Here is a 24,343-nt window from a genome sequence, read left to right as displayed (position 1 = left end):
ACGAATGTTTTTAAAATCAACACCCTGTAATATTAAATGGAGAAAAGTATGAAGAAAGAGTAGGCGCATTGCCGAGAACACCTTACGGAAAAGCGTTAGAACTGACGTTGAATGCTTATCAAAATGGGACAGCTTAACAATATGACTAAGATGAAGGATGCTATACGGTTCGTTTACAAAATATATAAAATTATTAACTCCGATAAACTGCCTAAAAGAAGCCGTCATGAATGCGCTTTAACTTAATTCTTATAGCAGCAGTAATTCGCAAGGGCTGTAATTGGTCAGAGTTTACGAACAGGACAAACATGGATGGAATAGGCTATAGGAAGAGCAAATAAATGGAGAGATGATGTATGGGAGTATATGTGGTAAATCAAGGAGATACACTTTGGAAAATAGCGCAACGCTATGGATTAAATGTACAACAAATACGTACACTTAATCAATTACCAGATGCAGATAAGCTCGTCGTTGGACAAAGCTTGGTCATACCAAATCCAACAAAAGAATACGTTGTACAAACAGGGGATACATTAGCTCAGATTGCAAAGAATTACCATGTTGCATTAGCTGATCTGGCAGCTGTTAACAACCTTACAGAAACTTCTATTATATATGAGGGGCAATTGTTATCCTTGCCTTATTTTCTCTACCTTGTTGAGCCTGGCGACTCTATTTGGCAGCTTGCACACAGATTTGGTGTAACAACAGCAGAAATTTTGCAGGTGAATTTCCTTGTTCAACCATCTATCATCTATCCAGGTACTATTATACGAATTCCTTTTCCAGCAAAGCCTAAAAAACAAGTATGTGCCTATACTATCCAATTAGACCAGCAAGGAAAGCAAGATATGTTAATGAATGGTCGATTGCTGACATATGTAAACCCATTTTCATATCAAGTAAATCCAGATGGAAGTTTAACTTCTTTACCTGATGAACGCATTTTAGAAGCGGCAAAGGAAATGAATGTAGCACCATTACTTGTATTAAGTAATATTAAAGCAGGGGAATTTGATTCAGATACAGCAGCAGCTATTTTACGAGATGTCCAGTTACAGGATAAAGTAATTACAAACGCGTTAACTATTATGAATGATAAGGGATATAGAGGCATAAATATTAATTTTGAATATGTATATCCGGAAGACCGAGATCGGTATACGGAATTTTTAAAACGAATGGTTCGTCGTTTGCATCCTCAAGGATATCTGGTAACAACAGCAGTGGCACCAAAAACGAGTAGTGACCAACAGGGATTACTATATGAAGCACATGATTATGAAGCACAAGGAAAAGTAGTCGATTTTATTAATTTGATGACGTATGAATGGGGATGGGCGGGAGGCAGGCCACTGGCCATTGCGCCTATTAATGAAGTCGAAAAAGTATTGGATTATGCAGTTACTGTCATACCAAAAGAAAAAATAATGATGGGAATCCCTTTATACGGAAGAGATTGGAAGATACCTTGGCAAGAAGGAACCCGTGCTAGAACAATTAACACACAGGAAGCTGTCGATTTAGCTTTCACTTATAAAGAAGCTATTCAATATGATGAAATTTATCAAGCGCCAAATTTTCTTTATACAGATGACAATGGGCAGAGGCATGAGGTTTGGTTTGAAGATGCTCGCAGCATAAAGGCGAAATACGAACGAATAGCTAATTACGATTTAAGAGGCGCTATGTTTTGGGTGTTAGGGATCCCGTTTGCCCAAAATTGGCCAGTCTTACAGAACCAATTCCAAGTAATGAAAATATAGGGGATTGACAAAGAAAGTACGGTCGGATAAACTTAAAACAATTATAACAGGGAGGTGAGGTAGATGAATCAAACTGGTGGTATAACGAAAATGAAAGCATATCTTGCTATTCGTTATGCAATTTTTTCCAATAATCTAAGCAACGGGATACGTGTGTCCATTGCGAATTCAAAATAATGGAAAAAATCAGTGAGAGACATCTACCTAACCGGACGGAAATAAGTGTGACGAGTGTGCACAATCGTACTTACTAAAGTGCGATGCTTATTTGTGGATTTATGAAACGGCGTAAGGAGAAAACTCTACTTACGTCTTTTTGCTATGAATTTTTTACACTATAGGAAAGTATAAGATTTTCTTGGTTTATAGTATAAGAAAAACAAGGTTTTCGCCAAAAGACTTGGCGACAAGCCAAGTTTTTCTAAAGCATTCGTTCTCTATGAAGAATTGGTGATAAGCTACGTTTTTAATCAACTACATCAAGTTGTAATACCCCACTGTAAAAAATGAAATTAATCTAAGTGGGAGAGACTTATATTTTTTTCATCACAGGTTTATCATGTATATACTTCAACTAGAAGAAAGGATTGCGTTTTAAGGTGTATCGTATAAGAAAAACGTCAGAAAACCTGTTTCTAAACGGTATTCATGAGCAGTTCATTTATCGTTGCCTAAATGAACACGAAAACATCAGTGGATGGTGATTTGCATATGCACCACCTTACTGGCTTCTCATGCAAGGGGAATACGCTTAAAAAAATCACTTACTAATAAAATGAAATCTTGTTCCTAACGTATAGGTAGAGTTGTCTCTTCTAGAGCGGAGGAAGAGAAAAAATGATAACGGTAAGTATCCAACAAGTGACCCAAATAATAGGGGCCAATCAAATTTTTGAACAGATTACTGCAGAAGTGAAAGAAGGAGACAGAATTGGTTTAATTGGAAGAAATGGAACAGGGAAATCGACTTTATTGCAGTTACTTGCGAAAAAAACCGAACCTGCTAAAGGAAGAATAACTTGGAAGAAAAATAGTTCCGTTGGTTTGCTGTTGCAAAATCCTATCAAGGAACAGGAATCAATGGTTGAAATGCTACTAACGGAAGTGTTTACAGATTTAAACTTGCTAAAAGTTGAAATGGAACGTTTGGAAAGCTTGATGGCAAAAGAAGCAAACGTAGAAAAATTAACGAAGCTGATTGAAAAGTATGGAGATATGCAAGAAAGCTTTCAAGAACGTGGTGGTTATGAAATCGACGCTCGTATTCGGAGGGTCATGAGCGGCTTGCAGATAGAAGAATTGGCAACAAAGTGTTGGAAACATTTGAGTGGTGGGGAACGGACAAAAGTTGGTTTAGCTCAATTACTGTTGCAAGCACCAGACTTACTGTTGTTAGATGAGCCTACCAATCATTTGGATATTCAAGCAATCGAATGGTTAACGGATTTTATTCGCAATTACACAGGAACGGTAATGATTGTTTCCCATGATCGCTATTTTTTAGATGACACTGTCACAAAGGTTTGGGAATTAGATCAAGGAGAATTAATTACCTTTGCCACGAATTATACGAATTATGTAAAAGAACGAGAGGAAAGGCTGTTACAGGAATTTCAGCAATATCAAGATCAGCAAAAGAAAATAAAGAAAATGAAAGAAACCATAAAACGATTGAAAGAATGGGCAAATCAAGCGAATCCACCAAATGATGGATTACATCGCAGGGCAAAGAGTATGCAAAAAGCCTTGGATAAAATGACGCGGTTAAAACGCCCCATATTGGAGCATAAACGTATGCAAATCGATTTTAAAATGCAAGATCGCAGCGGAAAAGATGTTATTCGGCTGGAAGGTGTTTCAAAAAGTGTGCAAGATAAAATGCTTTTTCAGCACGTGAATATGCATGTACGCTTTCAAGAGCGAGTGGCAATTATTGGTGAAAATGGTACGGGTAAATCAATGCTATTGCAAATAATATTAGGGAAGATAGCAGCAGATGCAGGAGAACGGCAATTAGGTAGTCGTTTGTCTATTGGCTATTTGTCGCAGCATATGCTAGAGATGGAAGGGAAACGCACGGTAATTGATGAATTCCGCGACCATGTTCCAATGGAGGAGGGAGAGGCGAGAAATATATTGGCTCAATTTCTTTTTTATGGCGCAAAGGTATTTCAAACGACGGAAAACTTAAGCGGAGGAGAAAAGACACGTTTGCGTCTTGCCCAATTAATGTATCAAAATCATAATATCCTAATTTTAGATGAACCGACAAATCATTTGGATATAGAGTCGAAAGAAATGTTAGAAGAAGCATTAGAACAGTTCGATGGTACGATTATTGCTGTATCCCATGACCGTTACTTTTTGGATCGACTTTTTCCAATCACATATGTATTAGAAAATAAGCAACTGGAAAGAATTGAAGGAAATTACAGCTATGCTCGAAAACGTTGGCTCCATAACGGAATTTAACGTACTTGCGAAAGAAACATTCCTCTCCAACCAACTGGAGGGGATAGTTTCGGTGAGGCGTTAAACGAAACATTTACCTGAGAAAATATATACTTCTAAGTGATATAAAGTTGAGTGGATAAAGAAGGCATAATGCGATAATGAAGTCAAATATCCCTTCGTTCGTAAAATAATCAAGATAAAGAGGAGCCACCATTCTTTTATTTAGGGGAACGAAAGCGAAATTCCCCTAAGAAACAATGCTCCCTCGATTTCTTTAAGCATCTTAGTGGTCGAAGTAATTCACTAAGTACTGTCCCTGAATTTCGTGTGAAAAAGTTTGTGTCATGCTAGCTTCTATTGCCCCTTTCAATTTAAAGTCGCCTATTAGTTAGGAATTTTTTGGTTGCAATTGTTAATTGTGATACTATAAAAGTATCGGAATAGAGAGGGGCTAATCAATGCATTACATTACCTTAAACAATGGTTTACGTATGCCACAACTTGGCTTTGGTGTATGGCAAGTGTCTGATGAAGAAGCAACAAAAGCAGTTGAAAAAGCAATCGAAGTGGGATATCGGTCCATCGACACAGCTAAAATTTATGACAATGAGCGTGGAGTTGGAAGAGCACTAGCTAATACCTCTGTGCCTAGAGAAGAATTGTTTATTACAACAAAGGTTTGGAATAGTGATCAAGGTTATGAAAACACGCTTCGTGCTTTTGAGGAAAGTCTTGATAAGCTTGGATTAGATTACGTAGATTTATACTTAATCCACTGGCCAACACCTGCATTTGATCAATATGTTGAAACTTATAAAGCATTGGAAAAATTGTATCAAGATGGTCGTGTGAAAGCGATCGGTGTTTGCAATTTTAACAAGGAACATTTACAACGGTTGTTGGATGAGTGTGAGGTTGTTCCAACGGTTAATCAAGTTGAATGTCATCCATACTTGCAGCAACAAGAGTTACAGCATTTTTGTGATCAACATCATATTTATGTCGAAGCTTGGAGTCCCCTTATGCAAGGTGGCGCAGTGCTGCAGAATGCAGAAATTACAAGGATTGCCCAAGCGCATCAAAAAACACCTGCTCAAATCGTGTTGCGTTGGCACTTGCAAGCGAACCATATTGTTATACCGAAATCGGTAACACCTTCACGAATAAAGGAAAACTTCGCTGTTTTTGATTTTGAACTGGGATCAGAGGAAATGGATGCCATTTCTAAATTGGACCGAGGCGAACGAAAAGGACCAAAGCCGAGCGAAATGAATAGTCGCTAAAACAAAAGCTGCCTGTTACGCTTAAAAGTAAAAGGCAGCTTTTTGTGTGCATCGTTACAGTTTCAGCTAGAAAGGTTTGGTGATAAGGAAGCCCGCCACGCTGTACGTTTTGTATAAAAATCGCTTGTAATTCCGATAAAAAGTGCTGTAAGATTTGGCAGATGCCAGCTGAACAAGTCTAAGTGACCTTAACCTCCGATTCGCAAGCTTTAGGTTTACCCTTGGGCTAGGAAGCAATTTGTGAGGGATAAAAGAAATCCATACTGATAAGAGTTTCACTTTACATGAGATAGTTACTATTTGAATGTGAAACAAACGGTTAAAAACACTTTACAAATGAAGTTAAAATCAGTTATAACATACTTAAGGTTCAACACGCGTTGTTCCATTTTGAAAGGAGTTGATGTTGATGTATGTATTCAATAAGAAAACAAACATAAACAAAATGGAGGAACGGTCGGAATAGATAGATATACACTTTGGCTTTCCTCCTTAACAACAGATGTTCAGTGGGAGAAAATTGTATTTTACGTAAAAGCTGTTTTCTTACACGATGGAACTTCCATTTTTGAAGGAGGAAAATAATTGAATATTAATTTAACCAAACTTGGTTGGAATGAGACTTTGTTTACAAAAACTGACCCAGCAATTATTGCCCGGGTAATAACGGTGCAGAGAAATAGTTACCGCATTTCTGATGGAGAGATGGAGTATTTGGCTCACGTTAGTGGTAAATTTTTGAATGCGGCAAATGGAGCAATTGATTTTCCTACTGTTGGTGATTGGGTAGCAGTAGAAAAGCTGAAGCTAGAGAAAAAGGCCGTTATTCAACATGTTTTGCCAAGAAAAAGCCAGCTTGTTCGACAAGCGGCTGGGGATAAAACAGAGGCGCAGCTAGTTGCAGCAAATTTAGATACGATATTTATCGTAAGTTCACTCAATGATGATCTCAATATACGCCGCATAGAACGATATATTGTAGCTGTTTACGAAAGTGGCGCTTCTCCAGTCATCGTGTTAACGAAAAAGGATGCGTACGAAGAAGAACAGTTACCAGCGTTAATTGCTCAGGTAGAGACAGTAGCAATTGGCGTACCGATTATCGTTGTGAGCAATATTACTGGAGAAGGGATTCAGGATTTAAATACCTACTTGAAACCTGCCGAAACTGTCGCTTTAGTAGGGTCCTCTGGTGTAGGGAAATCGACTTTAGTCAATGTTTTATCCGAGCGAAATGTACAGAAAACGAAAGATGTTCGTTTGGATGATAGCAAAGGGCGACACACCACAACTCATCGAGAATTGTTCGTGTTAGAAAGCGGCGCTTTGTTAATTGATACTCCAGGAATGCGAGAATTACAGCTTTGGGACGGAGAAGCAGCAGTAGATACTGCCTTTGAAGATGTAGAAGATTTTGCTAGTGCCTGTTTTTTTAGTGATTGTCAGCATGATACAGAGCCGGGATGTCGTGTTCAAGAAGCACTTGCTTCAGGCGAGCTCTCACAGGATCGTTTTGATAGTTATCAAAAATTGTTGCGAGAATTAGCATTTGAAAAAAGAAAGCAGGATCAAAAGGCACAGTTGGAAGAGAAAAACAAATGGAAACAGCGAGCAAAAAATATGAAAGCCACGTACAAACAACGTGGATACAATTAGACAGAGATTTATGCTAAGGAGTATGCCAAAAGCTGTTTTAAGCTTTTGGCATCGTTCGATTTTATCTCGAATATAAGGTGCTGTAAGATTCTCTTCTCAAGAATTGGAGATGCGAGTTGATCAAGTCTTAGTGGGGGATAACAGCATCTAAATCCCCCAATTCGTACAGAGGCCTCTAGGTCATACCCTTGAGGTAAACAATCAGTGGGGGATGAGAGAAAACCCCTATTGATTGAAGTCCCAAGATCGTTAAAAAACACGTGACACGGTCTTTTCATAACAGTTAAAAAAAGCAGGTGCTTCTTTCGTTGAAATGCCATGATACATAACTTCTTTTATCGACTGATAATACCATTTCTGCTTATCAAAAGGCGCATGGAAGTGATCCCATACAACCTCTCCAAAGGATTGCAAATCTGCCTCGATACTTAATAAATTGTCTAATTTATCCGCTATAATTAACTGCTTTACTTCCATATTTAATGTTTTTAATGTGTAAATCGTTTGCTGTTTTCGCTTTTCCCAAGGCAGGGTTTTATTTTCGGTATTTGCACAGACAAGAGAAGTAATGTGTTTACCAAATTGGATGGCGATTTCTTGTATGGTTGTAGCTGTGTCTTCTACAACATCATGTAAATAACCTGCACAGATAACTTCCTCACTGCAACCAGCTTCTTCAAGTATATTCGCAACACGAATAGGATGCGTGATGTAAGGTGCCTTGGAACCTTTTCTCCATTGTCCTTCATGTGCTTTAGTAGCAAATTCTTTTGCTTTATCTTTCATCATTTTAACGAATTCCTTTCGCTTTTACGCTTGTTATGAAATGTACTTGTGCTTGTTTTATGAAACGATAAATTAAAAATGCTACCGTTTAAAACATGTCTAATCTTCAAAAACGGTGCAAAAAATGACGAATTGCATTTCTGAGAGGTTGCTACCTAGAAAATTTTAATCCATATTACTGCCTTTTGGAACAGAAAATGAATTCAGTTCGACTATTTCACAGTTTAGCAAATTCATCTCGTCTTTTAACATCTTATATATTATACAAGGAATTCAACCTTATGGCTTTATACCATGCATAAGTTTTAAAAAATCGTCACAGTAAGATTTGAATCTAAGTTATGTTATCATAGAATGCAGGGTCGTAAAATTGGAGGTTTTTTAACATGGAAGAGGGAATAAATCGTAGAAAAACCGAACATATTCAGCTATGCTTAACAGAGCATGTAGAAGGTGTGAATAAATCGACGGGGTTAGAAGGTATTTCATTTATACATAATGCGCTTCCTGAGATTCATTTTGATGATATACAAATCAACACAACCTTTTTAAATAAATCGTTACAAGCGCCATTTTTGGTAAGTTCGATGACTGGTGGTTCGGAGCTTGCTACTAAGATCAATCAAAACTTAGCGTTAGCTGCTGAAGAAAAGGGATGGGCTGTTGCCCTTGGTTCAACACGAGCTTTACTAGAAAGTGATGCCCACCAAGCTTCATTCTTAATACGCCAGCAAGCTCCGACAGTACCTTTAATTGCTAATTTAGGTGCTGTGCAATTGAATTATGGTTACGGCGCTGAAGAAGCCCAGCGTATTGTAGATATGACGGAAGCTGATTCACTTGTTCTCCATTTTAATAGTTTGCAAGAAGCTGTACAAGATGGTGGTGACTTAAATTTTGCTGATTTATTGCCTAAAGTAGAAGAAATTTGCAGTAAATTAACCGTGCCAGTTGGTGCGAAGGAAGTTGGCTTTGGCATTGATGGCTTCGTGGCTGAACAGTTGTACAATGCTGGAATAGCGTATATTGATGTAGCAGGAGCTGGTGGGACATCATGGAGCCAAGTTGAAAAGCTCCGTTCGCAAGATCCACTTCGCAAGGCGGCAGCTGAAGCTTTTAATAACTGGGGTCTGCCAACAAAAGATTGTATCGTGTCAGTAAGAAATAAGCTTCCAAAAGCTCCTCTTGTAGCAAGCGGAGGAATGAAAACAGGTGTCGATGCTGCAAAAGCCATAACTATTGGCGCAGATGTGATCGGTTTTGCACGTCAATTATTGCAGGCAGCAACCGAATCAGCCGATGCAGTCATAACAACGATGGAACAAATAGAATTGGAATTAAAAATGGCTATGTTTGGAATTGGTGTAACTTCATTAGAAGCATTGCAACAAACAAGGCGCGTATCGATTATGGGGAATTCTCTGCTAGATGAAAGCTAGTTGCTCAGCAACTAGCTTTTTTTGTCTATAGTTGATTTATAGTATAAGCGAAACGAAGGCATCTCACTGCTAAAAAACGTATTATTCTACAAGAAAATGTAAAATCGCTTTAATTTACATTAATTTCGCTTGAATTTACACGAAAGTCGCTGAAGTTCACAAGTAAGTTGGTCGAAGTTCACAACAAAGTCGCTGAAGTTCACAATTGTAACGCATATCTCATGCTGCTAAGCAAAAATGTAGCCGATATCCTTACTGTAGGAAAGCACAAAGTTTTAAGGTTGATCGTATGAGCCAGACGAAGGCTTTCTTATGGAGATTTGCTGGTACATTTAAGCTTTTGCTATAAGACTTGGCGACAAGCCAAATTTTTCTAAGAAGATAAGAAAGCATAAAATTTGATGCTATGACGTAACCAAACAACCGAACGGGCTCCGTCCGGCTTCAGCGCCCAGCAACTAGGCGACTTCACGAAATCGCCCTAAGCTAAGTCATCATCGGTTCGTTCCTCACCGTGATTCCTAAAACTTTCGTTGATTCGTTCCACTCGCTACGTTGCTAAACGGGCGCTTGCGCCTTTGTTCAAGATCGTTCGCTGTTAATTGGAAGAAGCTACCTTATAAAGTGCAAGCCATCTTTAACTTTAAGATTCGATTATCAAAATATATAGCGACCTGTAATCCAGATCAGATGATGTGGTTATTTTTTTTCGTGTTGTAAATACTAGGACTAATCATCTAAGCGAGGAGGCAGGTTAGCACATGGAACAGAATTTTCATCAACGCGAACATGATAAATTTATTCCGATGACTTCCATTACAAGTGGAGGCGGTGTACAGGTGAAAGCCGATATATACTATTATACGGACCAAATGGTAAATATTAGTTTTGTAGGTCATCCTGAAAAAGGGGAATGGGTGCTTATCGATGCTGGATTACCTCATGCAGCTTCAGAAATTAAATCGGTTGTTGTAGACCGATTTGGAAAAGGTAGTAAGCCAGCTGCAATTCTGTTGACGCATGCTCATTTTGATCATGTAGGGGGATTAGCTGCGTTATTGGAAGAGTGGGATGTCCCTATTTATGCACATTCTAAAGAACTCCCTTACTTACGTGGTGAAAAAAGCTACCCAAAACCGGACACTAGCGTAGAAGGTGGTCTACTAGCGAAAATGGCTAACCTATATCCGAATGAGCCGATTGATCTAGGGAATGCTGTGCAAGCCCTTCCTGAAGACAATCAAGTTCCTCATTTAGAAAATTGGAAATGGGTACATACGCCAGGACATACACCTGGTCATGTATCTTTTTATCGGGAGAATGATCGGCTATTGTTTTCAGGGGATGCGTTCATTACTGTAAGACAGGATTCATTTTATCGTGTGCTGATGCAAACAGCGGAAGTGAATGGTCCACCTAGATACTATACAACCGACTGGAAAGCAGCATTTGAATCTGTACAAAAATTAGCAGAACTAAATCCTAAAATAGTGGTACCAGGCCATGGTGTGAGTATGAAAGGTAAAAAGTTAAAAAACGGATTGGACAGGCTTGTTGAACAATTTACAGATTTAGCTATTCCTGATTATGGAAAGTATGTAGATAAAGAAAATAACTTATATCAATAACGTGTCGAGTAAATTCCTTTGTTCACTATAGGAAGAATGAAGAGATGCGATTATAGCAGTAATAGCACCCTTTTTTTACAATATTGTAAAAAAAGGATGCAAGCTATAGTTTTCCTACAGAAACTTAGAAAAGCCATTTTATCAAGAAGGAAAGGATAAGCTTATTAAGTGCTCCCTGCTACATGTAAAATCTATTCCTATATTGTCTTATATCGTATTGATATGTAACAACAAATTGAGATTCTAAAACACCAGCTTCTATAAATTTAACGAAAAGCCGAGTTTATAGAGAGGTAATTAGTTGTAGCTTTTATTAAATGCTCTAAACATATTGTGGTTTATGTCGTTATGCCTCTTGGATAAGCAGGATTGTTCATGCAATGGGAATAGCTATGCTACAATGAATTGAAAGTGAGGTGTATGTATGAAGATTGAGATATGGTCTGATTTCGTTTGCCCTTTTTGTTATATTGGAAAGAGAAAATTGGAGCAATCCTTAGAAACATTTGCATATCGTAATGATATTGTTGTTGAGTTTAAAAGTTATCAATTAGATCCTAACGCAGAAGAAAAGCCAAATCAAAATATGTATGAATATCTCTCAAATACAAAAGGGATTCCCATAGAACAAATAAAGCAAATGAGTAAACAGATAGAAAAGCAAGCAGCAGATGTAGGGCTGACATATCATTTTGATACCATGCAGCATACAAACACGTTTACGGCTCACCGCTTAGTAAAGTATGCAGCACGTCTGGGCAAAGGTAATAACATGGCTGAAGCGTTGATGCATGCTTTTTTCACTGATTCTCAATTAATCAGTGATCATGAAACATTACAGACCCTTGCTAGTAAAGTCGGTTTAAATAAAAAGAACGTCGCTGAGGTTATTTGTACGAATAGCTATGCTAGAGATGTAAAAGACGACCAACATCAAGCGAGAGAAATGGGCGTTAAAGGGGTTCCGTTTTTTGTTTTTAATGAAAAATATGCGCTGTCTGGCGCGCAACCAAAAGAGGTTTTTGACCAGGTTTTGGAACAAGTTTGGCAAGAAGCGAAAATGGAAAACAGACTTCAATCATTGAACCCTAAAGGGTCAAAAACAATGTACTGTACAGATGAGGGTTGTTGTGAAATAGAAGAAGAATAAATAAACATGTATTGGAAGCAGGTATTCTATTAAATGTAGGAACCTGCTTTTTTAGTTATAGGAAGTCGCTTAACTTACTACGAAGCAACTTCTTTATAAATACTTCTCCGATAATCAACAAACTGCTTAGTCTTCTTCTAAATATTCTTCCTTTCTTCAATCTTTACTTCCATTTATCCTGTGAGTCCATGAGCAAGCGATTTTTGGCATTTTTTCATTGACGTAATGAGGAAATCTGTTATACTATTAGTTGAATCTAATTGATAATGAATATCATTATTGATTAGAACGAATCAAAGATAATAATGATTCTAAACAAAATGGGGAAGTGGAAAGTGAAGGGCAGTCTATGAAAATACGACATCTAACAATCATATTAATTATACTTTCCTTTGTATCTATCTTTGTTGGTGTATCAAACGTTTCTCCGCTAGATATATTTCAGCTAACGGAGGAGCAGGCAAAAGTATTAATGGTTTCAAGAGTTCCGAGACTTTTAAGTATTTTAATTGCTGGTATGAGCATGAGTATTTGCGGCTTAATTATGCAACAATTAAGCAGAAATAAATTTGTATCGCCAACAACGGCAGGAACATTGGATTCCGCCAGACTTGGAATATTAGTATCCATGGTGTTATTTACCTCTGCGAATCCATTTGAAAAGATGCTTGTTTCTTTTGCTTTTGCTCTGTTAGGTACGTTTGCATTTATGAAGATACTGGAAAAAGTAAAATTTAAAGATGCGATATTCATCCCATTAATTGGTTTAATGTTTGGAAATATTGTTAGTTCCATGTCTACCTTTATTGCTTATCGTTATGATTTAATTCAAAACATCTCGTCATGGATGCAAGGAGATTTTTCCATGATCATGACAGGGAATTACGAGCTCATGTTTGTCAGCATTCCGATATTGATGATTGCTTTCTTTTATGCAAATAAATTCACGATTGCTGGTATGGGTGAAGATTTTTCCAAAAACCTTGGATTAAACTATCGGCAAGTCGTTAATTTGGGACTGATTATCGTAGCACTTGTAACCGCATCCGTTGTATTGGCAGTAGGAATGATTCCATTTTTAGGATTAATTATTCCTAATATCGTGACTATCTACCAAGGGGATCATTTGAAAAAAAGTTTGCTACATACCGCATTGTTAGGTGCTATTTTCGTTCTTATTTGTGATATTATCGGCAGAATTATTATATATCCATATGAAATACCGATTAGTTTAACGGTAGGGGTCATCGGTAGCGGATTATTTATTTATCTGCTCTTTAGGAGAAAAAAATATGGGATATAAACAGAAGACAATTATTCTAACTCTCATCGCTATATCATTAACATTGCTTTATGTTTTTTATGACCTTACTGGAAATATTGGATACATTCTACCGAGACGTATCATCAAAGTTGTGGCGATTCTTTTAACAGGTGCAGCAATCGGATTTGCGACAACGATTTTTATGACAATAACGAATAATCGTATTTTAACGCCAAGTGTATTAGGACTGGATTCCCTTTACCTCTTGATCCAAACAGCTATTATCTTTGTAGTAGGGGCTAATTCGTTAGTTATGATGAATAGCCATGTGAATTACCTCGTTTCCATTGGAGGAATGGTCGTATTTTCATTACTCCTATATCGATTGTTATTTACAAGCGAGCAAAACAATATTTATTTTCTATTGCTTGTAGGAATGATATTAGGAACTTTTTTCAGCAGTATTACTTCATTTATGCAAGTGTTAATTGATCCGAATGAGTTCATGGTAGCTCAAGATCGAATGTTTGCCAGCATAAACAACGTAAACACAGACCTTGTCTATATATCTGTCGTTTTATTTGTACTCCTTCTTGTTTACATGATGCGCTATTACAAATACTTAGATGTATTGGGACTAGGAAAAGATAATGCGGTTAACTTAGGGGTTCCATACGGAAAAGTCGTCAAGCATTTACTCGTTATTGTTGCTGTATTTATTTCGATGGCTACAGCTTTAGTAGGACCAATGACGTTTTTGGGGTTATTAGTTGTTAATTTAGCTTATGAATTTTTAAAGACATTCCGTCATTTTTATATTTTAATTGGCTCCATGCTCATAAGTATTATTGCATTAATTGGCGGACAGTTTATTGTAGAAGAAGTATTTACCTTTGAAACGACGATTAGTGTCATTATAAACTTTATCGGTGGTATTTACTTTATTTATCTTTTGTTAAAGGAGAATAAATCATGGTAGATATTAAAAATGTATTTAAGTCATTTAACCAGAAGAAAGTGATTGAAGATGTATCTCTGACGATTGAAAAAGGGAAAATTACTTCCTTCATTGGCCCAAATGGTGCAGGGAAGAGTACGTTGGTTTCTATGGTTAGTCGCCTTATTGCAAAAGATAATGGGGATATCTCGATTGACGGAATAGACATTATGAAAACGAAGAGTAATGAGCTCGCTAAAAAAATATCGATCTTAAAACAATCCAACTCCATTAATTTAAAATTAACGGTACGTGAGCTCGTATCTTTTGGACGCTTCCCCTATTCTCAAGGTAAATTAAATGATTACGATTGGGAAAAAGTTGACGAGGCGATTGATTATATGGAACTGCGTGATATGCAAGATAAGTTTCTAGATCAACTTAGTGGTGGGCAAAGACAACGAGCACACATCGCCATGGTCATTGCGCAGGATACAGAATATATTTTGCTAGATGAGCCGTTAAATAATTTAGATATGCGCCATTCTGTGCAAATTATGAAAACGTTGCGGAATTTAGTGGATGAGCTTGGCAAAACCGTTTTGATTGTTATTCATGATATTAATTTTGCTTCTTGTTATTCGGATAATATTGTCGCGTTAAAGGATGGGAAAGTCGTTAAGCAAGGAAGAGCATGCGATGTCATTGATAAATGTGTATTAAAAGATATTTATGACATGGATATTGATATTAAGGATATAGATAATAAACGAATTTGTGTTTACTTTTAATGGGGGAATGTTAGTTTGAAAAACAAAATAAAAATCCCACACCATGACTGACCACCAAGCCAAGTCATGATGAAGGATAGCGTATACATCTATTTTAACGAATGGATGTCGAAAGGTAAATGAATTTGCCTTATCTTGTCTGTAGGAAAATAGGAAACGGTTGGGTTGATCGTACATATAACGCATTGTGTGAAATCCGAGTTTTCCTGAAGCATTTATAAGTATGATTAGAAATATTCTATGAACAATACTTAAGCAAAATAACAAAGAAAGAGGAGATTATATATGTTGAAAAAAACCGTATGGCTTATATTTGCAAGTTTGCTCGTGTTAACTTTAGCGGCTTGTGGTTCAAATAGTGAAGAAAAAGATAGTAGTAATAGCGAAGGTTCCGATGCGAAAGAGTCGGAAACAATGGAGATTAAACAAGAGCTTGGTGATACAGAAGTTCCAAAAAATCCCGAAAATGTTGTGGTGTTCGACTATGGTGTGCTTGATTCATTGGATACATTAGGGATTGATGTTGCAGGTGTAGCTAAAGGTGGTTTAATCCCATCTTATTTAGACAAATTTGAAAGTGATGACTATGAAAATATTGGCGGCTTGAAAGAGCCGGATTTTGAAAAAATTGCTGAGATTAATCCAGATGTTATTTTCATATCGGGTCGACAGTCCCCTGTTTATGATCAATTAGCTGAAATTGCTCCGACTGTTTATTTAGGTGTAGATCCAGCTAACTATATGGAGTCTTTCAAAGCAAATATGAACACGCTAGGTGAGATTTTTGATAAGCAAGCAGAAGTAGAAGAAGAGCTTGCTGCTATTGATGCATCTATTGAAGAAGTGAAAGCGAAAGCGGAAGAAATGGATCAAAAAGCGCTTATAACACTAGCTAATGATGATAAAATCAGTGCATATGGTCCTAGCTCTCGTTTTGGATTAATCCATGATGTTTTTGGTGTTCCTCCAGTAGATGAAAACATTGAAGCGTCTTCACATGGTATGAATGTTTCCTTTGAATACGTCATGGAGCAAAACCCTGATTTACTGTACGTTATCGATCGTAGTGCAGCGATTGGCGAAGAACCAGCTGCTAAAAACTTGGTCGAAAATGAATTAGTAAAAGGAACGAAAGCATATAAAAATGACAACATTGCGTACTTAGATCCAGAATTCTGGTATCTGTCCGGTGGTGGACTCGTCTCTGTCCAAGAAATGATTAAAGAAGTAGAAGCAAGCTTAGAATAAAGAATTTGTACAAACAAGCTGAACAGTGATTGTTCGGCTTGTTTGCTATATAGGAAAGCCTATTTTTTTATTAGAACCTATTGAGTACAGGGTTAATTGTATTTATTTCATTCAAAACGTCCGCATTTTCTATTCCATTTATAATAGCATCCTTCGTTGCTTATTTATCTTTTATTTGATTTATAGTGCAACTCGACATTCAGCCAAAAGCGCATTGTAGACCGATATCTTTATATAATTATAATGAGAAAAAGAAACACTTAAAAGTCGAACATCTACCTCTAAGTCTTATGTCTGTTTTATAGTTTACATATATTCTATTCATTTGTCCTATCTATTTGAACTGTATATCGAATGTAGTGTAGAATGAATCATGTAACAGATACCAAGTTGTGGCACAATAATGGGATAAACCGTTTATTTGTTGTTCAACTGTAAAGATAGGCGTTAAAACTAGACATAGTAGCTTTTCAAGGTCATGATGCAAAAGGAGCTACTTGCAAAGTTTGGACAAAATATGTTTGAATGAAAGGACATTCATAATGAGAAAGAGGGATGGATCGAATGAAAAAGTGGATTATATTTGCACTTACGATAACGCTAGCATTCGTACTAGCTGCCTGCGGAGGAGATAATGAAGAAGATAAAACCGCAGAACAAGATGAGCAACAAGAAGAAGGCAATACAGAAGATGGCGGAGAAAAGCCAGAGCCTGTTGAAATAACAGATGAGGAAAAAGTTGATGATGGAGAAACAGTTGTTTCTGTAAATGGCGAAGAAATTAAAGGTGATCGTTATAACCCAGCTTACTTACAGTTAAAAACAATGAATACGCAATTCAATCAAGATGTTAATGAGGATCAATTAAAAAAACAAACGTTAGATATGCTTATAAACCAGCAATTGATTAATCAAGATGCTGCTGATAAAGGCATCGAAGTATCTAAAGATGACGTGCAGAAAGAGTTTGATACGATTAAAAAAGAAGGCAAAGATCGTTTAAATACTGCACTAGAGCAGTTCCAGCTTAATGAAGAACAGTTTAAAAACATGCTAAGAGATAATCTAATTACTTCTCAATATTTAAATGCTGAATTTGACATCGAAGTAACAGATAAAGAAGTGGAAGATTATTATAAACAAATGAAAGAACAAAATGAAGAAATAGGTAAGTTAGAAGATGTAAAAGATCGAATTAAACAAACCTTGAAGGATGAAAAAACGAACGAACAATTGCAAAAGCGAGTGGAAAAATTAAAAGAAGATGCTGATGTGGAGACAATGATATAGTTTTAATAAGCATTTCTTTACATTATATCAAACCATTGATGCGTTATGATCTTCGCATTGTGATATACCGTGTTACAAAATCCTCCTTCAAGCATTGGAAGATGCAAACTGGACAGGTCTAAGCGGGGGATAGCAGCACTTAAATTTCCGTTTTGTTTGAGATTTTTAGATCATCCCCTTTGTCTCCTAACAATCAGTGGGTGGAAAGAACCCCACACTTATCGAATATGTTGTATGGGTAACCAGTCTGTTGGCGGTTACCCATTTTTAGGTGCGAAAACGAATTCGAAACAGAAGTAAAAGCATTTACGTATTCTGCATAATTTCATCCAACACCAACAAAAACTGTTGCATCATCTCGTCTGTACCAATGGTAATTCGCATATAATTTTCTATGCCAGATTTACGAAAATGGCGTATGAGAATTTTTTTCGCCTTTAAACGCTCATATAATTGTTCTCCATTATAATCAGGATGTTGAACAAATAGAAAATTAGTTGCGCTTGGGAGCACATGGAAATCGCGCTTTTCCATCTGTTCTTGCGTCCACTTCCGAGTTTGAATAATCTTACGAGTCGTTTCTTTCAAGTAAGCAGCATCTTCCATAGCTGCTTTTGCACCGACTATAGCAAGCCTGTCTATCGTATAAGAATTAAAGGAGTCTTTTATACGGGTTAACGCTCCAATTAAATTTGGATGTCCAATTGCGTAGCCAACACGTAATCCAGCTAAAGAACGTGACTTTGAAAAAGTTTTTACAATTAACAGCTGCTCATACTTATGCGTTAGTGCTATGGCAGATTCTGGTGCAAAATCAATGTAAGCTTCATCAATAATAACGACATTATCTGGATTATGTTGAATGATTTCTTCCAATTTTTCTAAGCTAGTAAATATGCTTGTCGGCGCATTTGGATTTGGTAGAATAACTCCGCCTTTTGTATGAAAAAAAGCTTTCTCATCTAATGTGAAATTATTCGTTAATGGCACTTCTTCATACGGAATTTGAAAAAGATTGGCGTAGACAGGGTAAAAGCTATATGTAATTGCTGGAAATCGTATCGTTCGAGTTGGTGAAAATAGCCCCATAAATGCGAACGCTAGTACTTCATCGGAGCCATTTCCAACAAAAACAGATTCCTTTTCCGTCCCCTCCTGTTTAGCAATGCTCTCTCTTAAACTGTCAACAGTCGGTGACGGGTAAAGATGTAATGCTTGGTTCATCTCTTGTTTGATTGCTTCCTGCACATTTGGCGACGGAGGATAGGGATTTTCATTTGTATTTAGTTTAATAATAGCTGGATCATTTAATTGTTCACCCGGAACATATGGGGTTGATCGTTTAGCTACTTCACTCCAATATTTCATTTCTTTCCATCCCCTTTTTGTAAATGCCTTTTTAACAATTCACGCTTAATATCTGTAACAGATACATCCAGTAGTTCCATTAACACAAGCGTATGATAGGTTAAATCAGCAATCTCCCATGTTACTTCAGATTTATCGTTATTTTTCGCGCCGATAATGACCTCACTTGTTTCTTCGCCCACTTTCTTTAAAATTTTATCCATGCCTTCTGCAAATAAGTATGTCGTGTATGCACCTGGTAAAGGATTTTCTTTACGAGTTTTAATTTTTTCTGTTAATTGTTTCGTCATGATAAATGAGGCAGGTTGGTCTTGGAAAACATCCTTATGAAAGCAGGTTTCTTCTCCTGTATGGCAAGCAGGCCCCTGCGGCTTCACTTGCAGCAGAATAGCATCTTGATCACAATCGATAGACATGGAGTGTACCACCTGTTTATTTCCAGATGTCGCTCCTTTATGCCATAGTTCCTGACGCTTTCGGCTATAGAACCATGCTTCTTTTGTCGCTATTGTTTTCTTAAGCGCTTCTTCATTCATATACGCTAGCGTTAAAACCTGACCTGTATCTGTATCTTGTACAATAGCAGGAACGAGTCCGTTATCATCAAACGTTATTTGCTTCATCATCATCTCTCCTTATATAGTGATTTCTGTATTGCTTTTTAAGCGTGCTTCTCATGAAACTCGCTCATGATCGTCGTAAATCCGCCCGCTCTCGCGCAGAATTCGCTCATGTTCGTCTGAAACTCCGCTCATCCCACGGTGGATTCGCTCACGTTCGTCTGAAACTCGCTCACCCTCGCGCAGAATCCGCTCACTCCCTTATTAATGGGGGATGGGTCTTACTGTGATGCCTTGGGTAGCTAAATAAGCTTTCAATGCGGGAATAGGTATTTCGCCGTAGTGGAATACGGAAGCTGCTAGAGCTGCATCTGCATACGTCGGTTGTAAAACTTGCGAAAAATGTTCCATTTTACCAGCCCCTCCACTGGCGACGATGGGAATATTGACTGCTTGTGCAACAGCATGCATTAAATCTAGGTCGTAGCCGTTTTTTTCGCCATCTGTATTAATTGCGTTGAGCACAAGTTCTCCTGCACCGAGTGCTTCGCCTTGCTCAGCCCAATCCACGGCATTTAAAGCAGTTTGTTTTCTGCCCCCATGGATATAGACTGCCCATCTTCCGTCATTTGTTTGTTTGGCGTCAATGGATAGGACAATGCACTGCTTTCCAAATTTCTTAGCTGCTTCTTCAATCAAATCTGGTTGCTGTACGGCAGCACTATTTATCGAAACTTTGTCAGCGCCTGCACGTAATACGCTATGAATATCTTCTACGGTTCTTATACCACCGCCTACGGTAAAGGGAATCGCAATTTCAGTAGCGACTTGCTCTACTACATCGACGAAAATATCTCGATCTTCGTTTGAAGCTGTAATATCATAAAAGACAAGCTCATCAGCACCTGCCTTGTTGTACCGTTGCGCTAATTTTACTGGATCGGCAACGTCTTGGATGTTTGTAAACTTTTTTCCTTTGACGACACGTCCTTTATCGACATCCAAACATGGGATAATTCGTTTAGTGAGCATGTTTTACTGCCTCCAAGCTCGCTTCTAAAGGAAGGGAATTGTCATAAAGCGCTTTACCAATAATTGCTCCATATAAGTTCATTTGTGCTAATTGTTTTATGTCGGCAATTGTTGTAACCCCACCAGAAGCGATAATATTAATAGAAGTAATTGCTTGTAAGTTTTCTAATTCATGAAAATTGGGCCCTTTTAGCATGCCGTCTTTTAAAATATCGGTGTAAACAATTGTTTGCAATCCTAGATCTTCTAATTCTTGCACAAGATCAATGGCCTTCCTTTCACTTGTCTTTGTCCATCCATCTGTTGCGACATAACCATTTCGTGCATCGATCGATACAGCAACTTGATGAGGAAATTTAGACAGAGCAGTTTGCAAGAAAGACTGGTCTTTGATAGCGGCAGTTCCGAGGATGACGCGATCTATTCCCGCAGATAAGTACTTCTCCACTACTTGTAAACTACGAATGCCGCCTCCTACTTGGATTGGCAGGGAGACATTTTGAGCGATCTCTCTAATGATAGGTTCGTTCGTGGAAACACCTGATTTCGCTCCATCTAAATCGACGAGGTGAAGATAGGCTGCACCTTGCGCTTCCCAATCTTTTGCCACAGTAACTGGTGTATCACTATAGACATTTACTTGATCGTAATCTCCTTGTGTTAAACGAACGCATTTCCCGTCTTTAATATCGATGGCTGGAAATAAAATCATGCTATCATCTCCTTAAAATTTGCTAAAAGTTGTAACCCTGTTGCCCCGCTTTTTTCTGGGTGAAATTGCATACCAATAATATTGTTCTGTTGTACGATTGCAGGAATGCGCATCCCATAAGCCGCGCTGGCTACTAACGTATTCGTATCTACATCTGTAGCAGCATAGGAATGGACAAAGTAAACAAATGCTTCATCCGTAATTTGTTTACATAAAGAACTATTCCGGTATTTATGGAGGTTGTTCCAGCCCATATGAGGAACCTTAACGTCATTAGGAATTTTTTTCACTTTTCCAGTTAAAAACCCGAACCCTTTTGTTTCTCCGTCTTCATCACTAGATTCATAGAATAATTGCATGCCAAGACAAATACCTAGTAGTGGTTTGCCTGTAGCTGCTTCTTGTTTAATGAAGCTCGTTAAATTTTGAGTGTCTAATGCATGCATGGCATCTTGAAAGGCGCCTACACCTGGTAAAATGATCGCATCACTTTTCTTTATAGTCGTTTTATCGGTTGTAATGTGGGAATCTACCCCAATTTTATTTAGCGCAAATTGCAAGCTTTTCGTATTACCAGCTCCGTAATCAATAATAGAAATCATCGATTCGCTCCTTTCTTTAAAATATAAGCTGTTGCGAGTCCCCCATTTTAAGAAACGAAGAGGTAACTAGCATAGGAGGCTTTTAAATCCTAATTGCACTACAGAAGAGAACAACATAGGAACAAAGGTCTTTCGTTATAAATATTTAGCAATAGGATAAGTTTTCCCTTGCATTATTGGATTTCATCGGGATATAAGATGCTGCAACACGCACACCATGTGAGCTGGACAAGTCTAAGTTGGAGAAACCATCATCTTAGTCTAAACAAGCCGTGAAAACCCTCACTAATGGAATATCCGCTTTATAACGTTCCTTTTGTGGAAGGAATCCCTGTAATTTTTCCACTTCTTTCTGTTGCTGTGTCAAGTGCTCGACCGAAGCCTTTGAAAATCGATTCAATAATATGGTGTGTATTTTTTCCATAAACTTGGTGAATGTGTAAGGTTACCTTTGCATTGCTAGTAAATGCTTGAAAAAATTCCTCCACCAATTCTGTATCAAAGTTTCCAACTTTATCTTTTAAACCTTCAACTTGATAAACGAGGTAGGCTCTACCACTTATATCTAATGATACGGTTGATAACGCCTCGTCCATTGGGGTTGTAATACTTGCATAACGAGTAATGCCTGCTTTATCTCCTAGTGCATTGCGGAAAGCTTCACCAAATGCGATACCAACATCTTCTACGGAATGGTGTTGATCCACCTCTAAATCTCCTTGGCAATGAACTTCTACATCCATTAATCCATGTTTCGTTGCAAGAGTTAACATATGATCAAAGAAACCAATCCCTGTTTGAATCGAGCTTTTCCCCGTACCATCGATAGCAAGTTTTAAATCAATAGATGTTTCTGTGGTCGACCGGCTTATATTATGGTTTCGCATCTGTCTCCTCCTTTCGTATCTGTACGGATTGCGCATGTGCGGTTAACTGCTCTGTATTAGCAATCTCTATAATCGTATCTGCACTAGCAAGTAGTGAAGGTTTATCATAATAAATAACGCTTGACTTTTTCATAAAATCATACACACCGAGCGGGGAAGCAAACGTAGCCGTGCCGTTTGTCGGTAACGTATGGTTCGGTCCGGCAACGTAATCTCCTAAAGCTTCTGGTGAATAATTTCCTAAAAAGATAGCACCCGCATGTTTTACCGCGCCAAGCTTTTCCATTGGATTCGCAATCATGAGCTGTAAATGTTCTGGAGCGATGTCATTTACAATGGGAAAAGCATCATCTATTGTATCAACGACAATGATTTTGCCGTGCTGGGCAAGCGATTTTTTAATAATTTCTTTTCTTGTCAAATTTTTTGTTTGGGAACGTACCGCTTGTTCAATGGCATCTGCTTGTGCATCGCTTGTCGTTATACAAACGGCACGTGCTTCTTCATCGTGTTCTGCTTGTGAGAGTAAATCGGCTGCGACAAAGTCTGCGTTTGCTGTTTCATCGGCGACGACTAAAATTTCACTTGGCCCCGCAATCATATCAATGGCTACATCACCATACACCCATTTTTTTGCGCTTGCTACATAAGCATTTCCAGGTCCAGTAATCTTTTGTACTTTGGGTACGGATTCTGTACCGTAAGCAAAAGCTGCAATTGATTGTGCTCCGCCAATCTTATAGATGTTTTCAACGCCGGCTTCCTTTGCCGCTACTAATACATACGGATTAATTTTAGCGTCTGCTTGTGGTGGCGTCGTAATATAAATATGCTTTACACCCGCAATTTTGGCTGGTATAGCGTTCATTAATACGGTGGAAGGATACGCTGCTTTTCCGCCAGGTACGTAAATTGCCACACGATCCAAAGGCGTAACCTTCTGTCCGATCACTTTTCCAGGCTCACTCATATCTAACCAGGATTGCTCCAACTGTTTTTTATGGTATTGGGAAATATTTTCTGTCGCTGCTTTAATTGCCTTCATAAAAGCAGGAGATACGGATTTTCTAGCTTCGGCAAACTCCTCCTCCGAAACGGTGAAATCAAGGATTTGGACACGGTCAAATTTTTCTGTGAAAGAGCGGACTGCTTGATCTCCTTCGTTTCGAACGCGCTTAATAATTTCCAACACCGTTTCGTTACGTGCTGCCTCTTTTTCCTCCATAAGTTGTGCGCTTCTTTCTTTATAATCCCAATATTGTTGTTTCGTTAAGCGTTCCATATCAATTCCTCCATTTTTAGGACTGAAAAATGCTGCGTAAATCTATGAGGGATAACAACATCTATATCCCTTTTCTCACTGTGGGAAAAAATATATGTTAAGGTTCTCTCCTCTTCAAAAAGGTCACTTAGTCATCTTTGTTACTAAATATAGTAGACTTAGATTTATTGAACTACATCATTATGAAAAATACTGGCAAGCGAGT

Annotated in this window: 21 protein-coding genes; 13 read left to right on the top strand and 8 right to left on the bottom strand. The window is 37.9% G+C overall.

All coding sequences use genetic code 11. The features are described from left to right. The first annotated feature begins 356 nt into the window (after positions 1-356). The 5 genes from B2C77_RS17175 to rsgA all read left to right on the top strand — a co-directional run bounded on the left by B2C77_RS17175 (position 357) and on the right by rsgA (position 7,162). Positions 357-1,769, top strand: a complete 1,413-nt coding sequence (locus B2C77_RS17175; RefSeq protein ID WP_077706150.1) for a LysM peptidoglycan-binding domain-containing protein — start codon at positions 357-359, stop codon at positions 1,767-1,769. Positions 1,770-1,832: 63 nt separating this feature from the next. After that, positions 1,833-1,946: a hypothetical protein gene (locus B2C77_RS22670; protein ID WP_497012655.1), complete on the top strand. Its 114-nt coding sequence runs from the start codon at positions 1,833-1,835 to the stop codon at positions 1,944-1,946. Positions 1,947-2,606: 660 nt separating this feature from the next. After that, positions 2,607-4,241, top strand: coding sequence for a ribosomal protection-like ABC-F family protein (gene abc-f, locus B2C77_RS17170; RefSeq protein ID WP_077706149.1), 1,635 nt, complete (start codon positions 2,607-2,609; stop codon positions 4,239-4,241). 440 nt (positions 4,242-4,681) lie between these two features. Further along, positions 4,682-5,506: an aldo/keto reductase gene (locus B2C77_RS17165; protein WP_077706148.1), complete on the top strand. Its 825-nt coding sequence runs from the start codon at positions 4,682-4,684 to the stop codon at positions 5,504-5,506. A 585-nt stretch (positions 5,507-6,091) separates the two neighbouring features. Beyond that, on the top strand, positions 6,092-7,162 hold the full coding sequence (gene rsgA, locus B2C77_RS17160; protein WP_077706147.1) for a ribosome small subunit-dependent GTPase A: 1,071 nt from the start codon (positions 6,092-6,094) through the stop codon (positions 7,160-7,162). Positions 7,163-7,411: 249 nt separating this feature from the next. Here the strand turns inward: rsgA and B2C77_RS17155 are convergent, their stop codons facing one another. After that, on the bottom strand, positions 7,412-7,951 hold the full coding sequence (locus B2C77_RS17155) for an HD domain-containing protein (RefSeq protein WP_367946648.1): 540 nt from the start codon (positions 7,949-7,951) through the stop codon (positions 7,412-7,414). A gap of 383 nt (positions 7,952-8,334) precedes the next feature. On the opposite strand from B2C77_RS17155, the gene fni reads away from it, so the two are divergent. From fni to B2C77_RS17115, 8 genes are all read left to right on the top strand, one after another. Continuing rightward, entirely contained in the window at positions 8,335-9,387 is a 1,053-nt protein-coding gene (gene fni / locus B2C77_RS17150; RefSeq protein ID WP_077706146.1) for a type 2 isopentenyl-diphosphate Delta-isomerase, read from the top strand. Positions 9,388-10,148: 761 nt separating this feature from the next. Beyond that, positions 10,149-11,015 (top strand): MBL fold metallo-hydrolase, encoded by an 867-nt coding sequence (locus B2C77_RS17145; protein ID WP_077706145.1) that lies wholly within the window; start codon positions 10,149-10,151, stop codon positions 11,013-11,015. 424 nt (positions 11,016-11,439) lie between these two features. Continuing rightward, positions 11,440-12,165: a DsbA family oxidoreductase gene (locus tag B2C77_RS17140; protein WP_077706144.1), complete on the top strand. Its 726-nt coding sequence runs from the start codon at positions 11,440-11,442 to the stop codon at positions 12,163-12,165. A 349-nt stretch (positions 12,166-12,514) separates the two neighbouring features. Beyond that, a complete protein-coding gene (locus B2C77_RS17135; protein ID WP_077706143.1) occupies positions 12,515-13,468 on the top strand; it encodes an ABC transporter permease in 954 nt (317 codons plus the stop codon). Continuing rightward, the gene (locus tag B2C77_RS17130) at positions 13,458-14,408 is read left to right on the top strand and encodes an iron chelate uptake ABC transporter family permease subunit (protein WP_077706142.1); all 951 of its coding nucleotides are present in this window, start codon (positions 13,458-13,460) and stop codon (positions 14,406-14,408) included. The genes B2C77_RS17135 and B2C77_RS17130 overlap by 11 nt, the downstream gene beginning before the upstream one ends. Further along, complete coding sequence (locus B2C77_RS17125; RefSeq protein ID WP_077706141.1) at positions 14,402-15,157, top strand: iron ABC transporter ATP-binding protein; 756 nt, start codon at positions 14,402-14,404, stop codon at positions 15,155-15,157. The genes B2C77_RS17130 and B2C77_RS17125 overlap by 7 nt, the downstream gene beginning before the upstream one ends. A 288-nt stretch (positions 15,158-15,445) precedes the next feature. Continuing rightward, positions 15,446-16,405 (top strand): siderophore ABC transporter substrate-binding protein, encoded by a 960-nt coding sequence (locus B2C77_RS17120; protein ID WP_414930265.1) that lies wholly within the window; start codon positions 15,446-15,448, stop codon positions 16,403-16,405. A 564-nt stretch (positions 16,406-16,969) separates the two neighbouring features. Then, positions 16,970-17,695: a SurA N-terminal domain-containing protein gene (locus B2C77_RS17115; protein ID WP_077706139.1), complete on the top strand. Its 726-nt coding sequence runs from the start codon at positions 16,970-16,972 to the stop codon at positions 17,693-17,695. 306 nt (positions 17,696-18,001) lie between these two features. Here the strand turns inward: B2C77_RS17115 and hisC are convergent, their stop codons facing one another. The 7 genes from hisC to hisD form a co-directional block, all read right to left on the bottom strand. After that, positions 18,002-19,063 carry a histidinol-phosphate transaminase gene (gene hisC / locus B2C77_RS17110; protein ID WP_077706138.1) on the bottom strand — a complete coding sequence of 354 codons (1,062 nt, stop codon included), beginning with the start codon at positions 19,061-19,063 and terminating at the stop codon, positions 18,002-18,004. Further along, positions 19,060-19,692, bottom strand: coding sequence for a bifunctional phosphoribosyl-AMP cyclohydrolase/phosphoribosyl-ATP diphosphatase HisIE (hisIE, locus tag B2C77_RS17105; protein WP_141130756.1), 633 nt, complete (start codon positions 19,690-19,692; stop codon positions 19,060-19,062). The genes hisC and hisIE overlap by 4 nt, the downstream gene beginning before the upstream one ends. A 195-nt stretch (positions 19,693-19,887) precedes the next feature. Continuing rightward, the gene (hisF, locus tag B2C77_RS17100; protein WP_077706136.1) at positions 19,888-20,655 is read right to left on the bottom strand and encodes an imidazole glycerol phosphate synthase subunit HisF; all 768 of its coding nucleotides are present in this window, start codon (positions 20,653-20,655) and stop codon (positions 19,888-19,890) included. Further along, positions 20,645-21,367, bottom strand: coding sequence for a 1-(5-phosphoribosyl)-5-[(5-phosphoribosylamino)methylideneamino]imidazole-4-carboxamide isomerase (hisA, locus tag B2C77_RS17095; protein ID WP_077706135.1), 723 nt, complete (start codon positions 21,365-21,367; stop codon positions 20,645-20,647). Before hisA ends, hisF begins: the two co-directional genes overlap by 11 nt. Further along, complete coding sequence (gene hisH, locus B2C77_RS17090) at positions 21,364-21,969, bottom strand: imidazole glycerol phosphate synthase subunit HisH (protein ID WP_077706134.1); 606 nt, start codon at positions 21,967-21,969, stop codon at positions 21,364-21,366. The genes hisA and hisH overlap by 4 nt, the downstream gene beginning before the upstream one ends. A gap of 302 nt (positions 21,970-22,271) precedes the next feature. Beyond that, positions 22,272-22,856, bottom strand: coding sequence for an imidazoleglycerol-phosphate dehydratase HisB (gene hisB, locus B2C77_RS17085; RefSeq protein WP_077706133.1), 585 nt, complete (start codon positions 22,854-22,856; stop codon positions 22,272-22,274). After that, positions 22,843-24,138: a histidinol dehydrogenase gene (hisD, locus tag B2C77_RS17080; protein ID WP_077706132.1), complete on the bottom strand. Its 1,296-nt coding sequence runs from the start codon at positions 24,136-24,138 to the stop codon at positions 22,843-22,845. Before hisD ends, hisB begins: the two co-directional genes overlap by 14 nt. Between the last annotated feature and the right edge of the window lie 205 nt (positions 24,139-24,343).

Source organism: Virgibacillus dokdonensis (assembly GCF_900166595.1).
GTDB classification, from domain to species: Bacteria; Bacillota; Bacilli; order Bacillales; family Amphibacillaceae; genus Virgibacillus; species Virgibacillus dokdonensis.
Note: the sequence above shows the minus strand (reverse complement) of the source record. Positions and strands in the feature narration are given on the sequence as shown.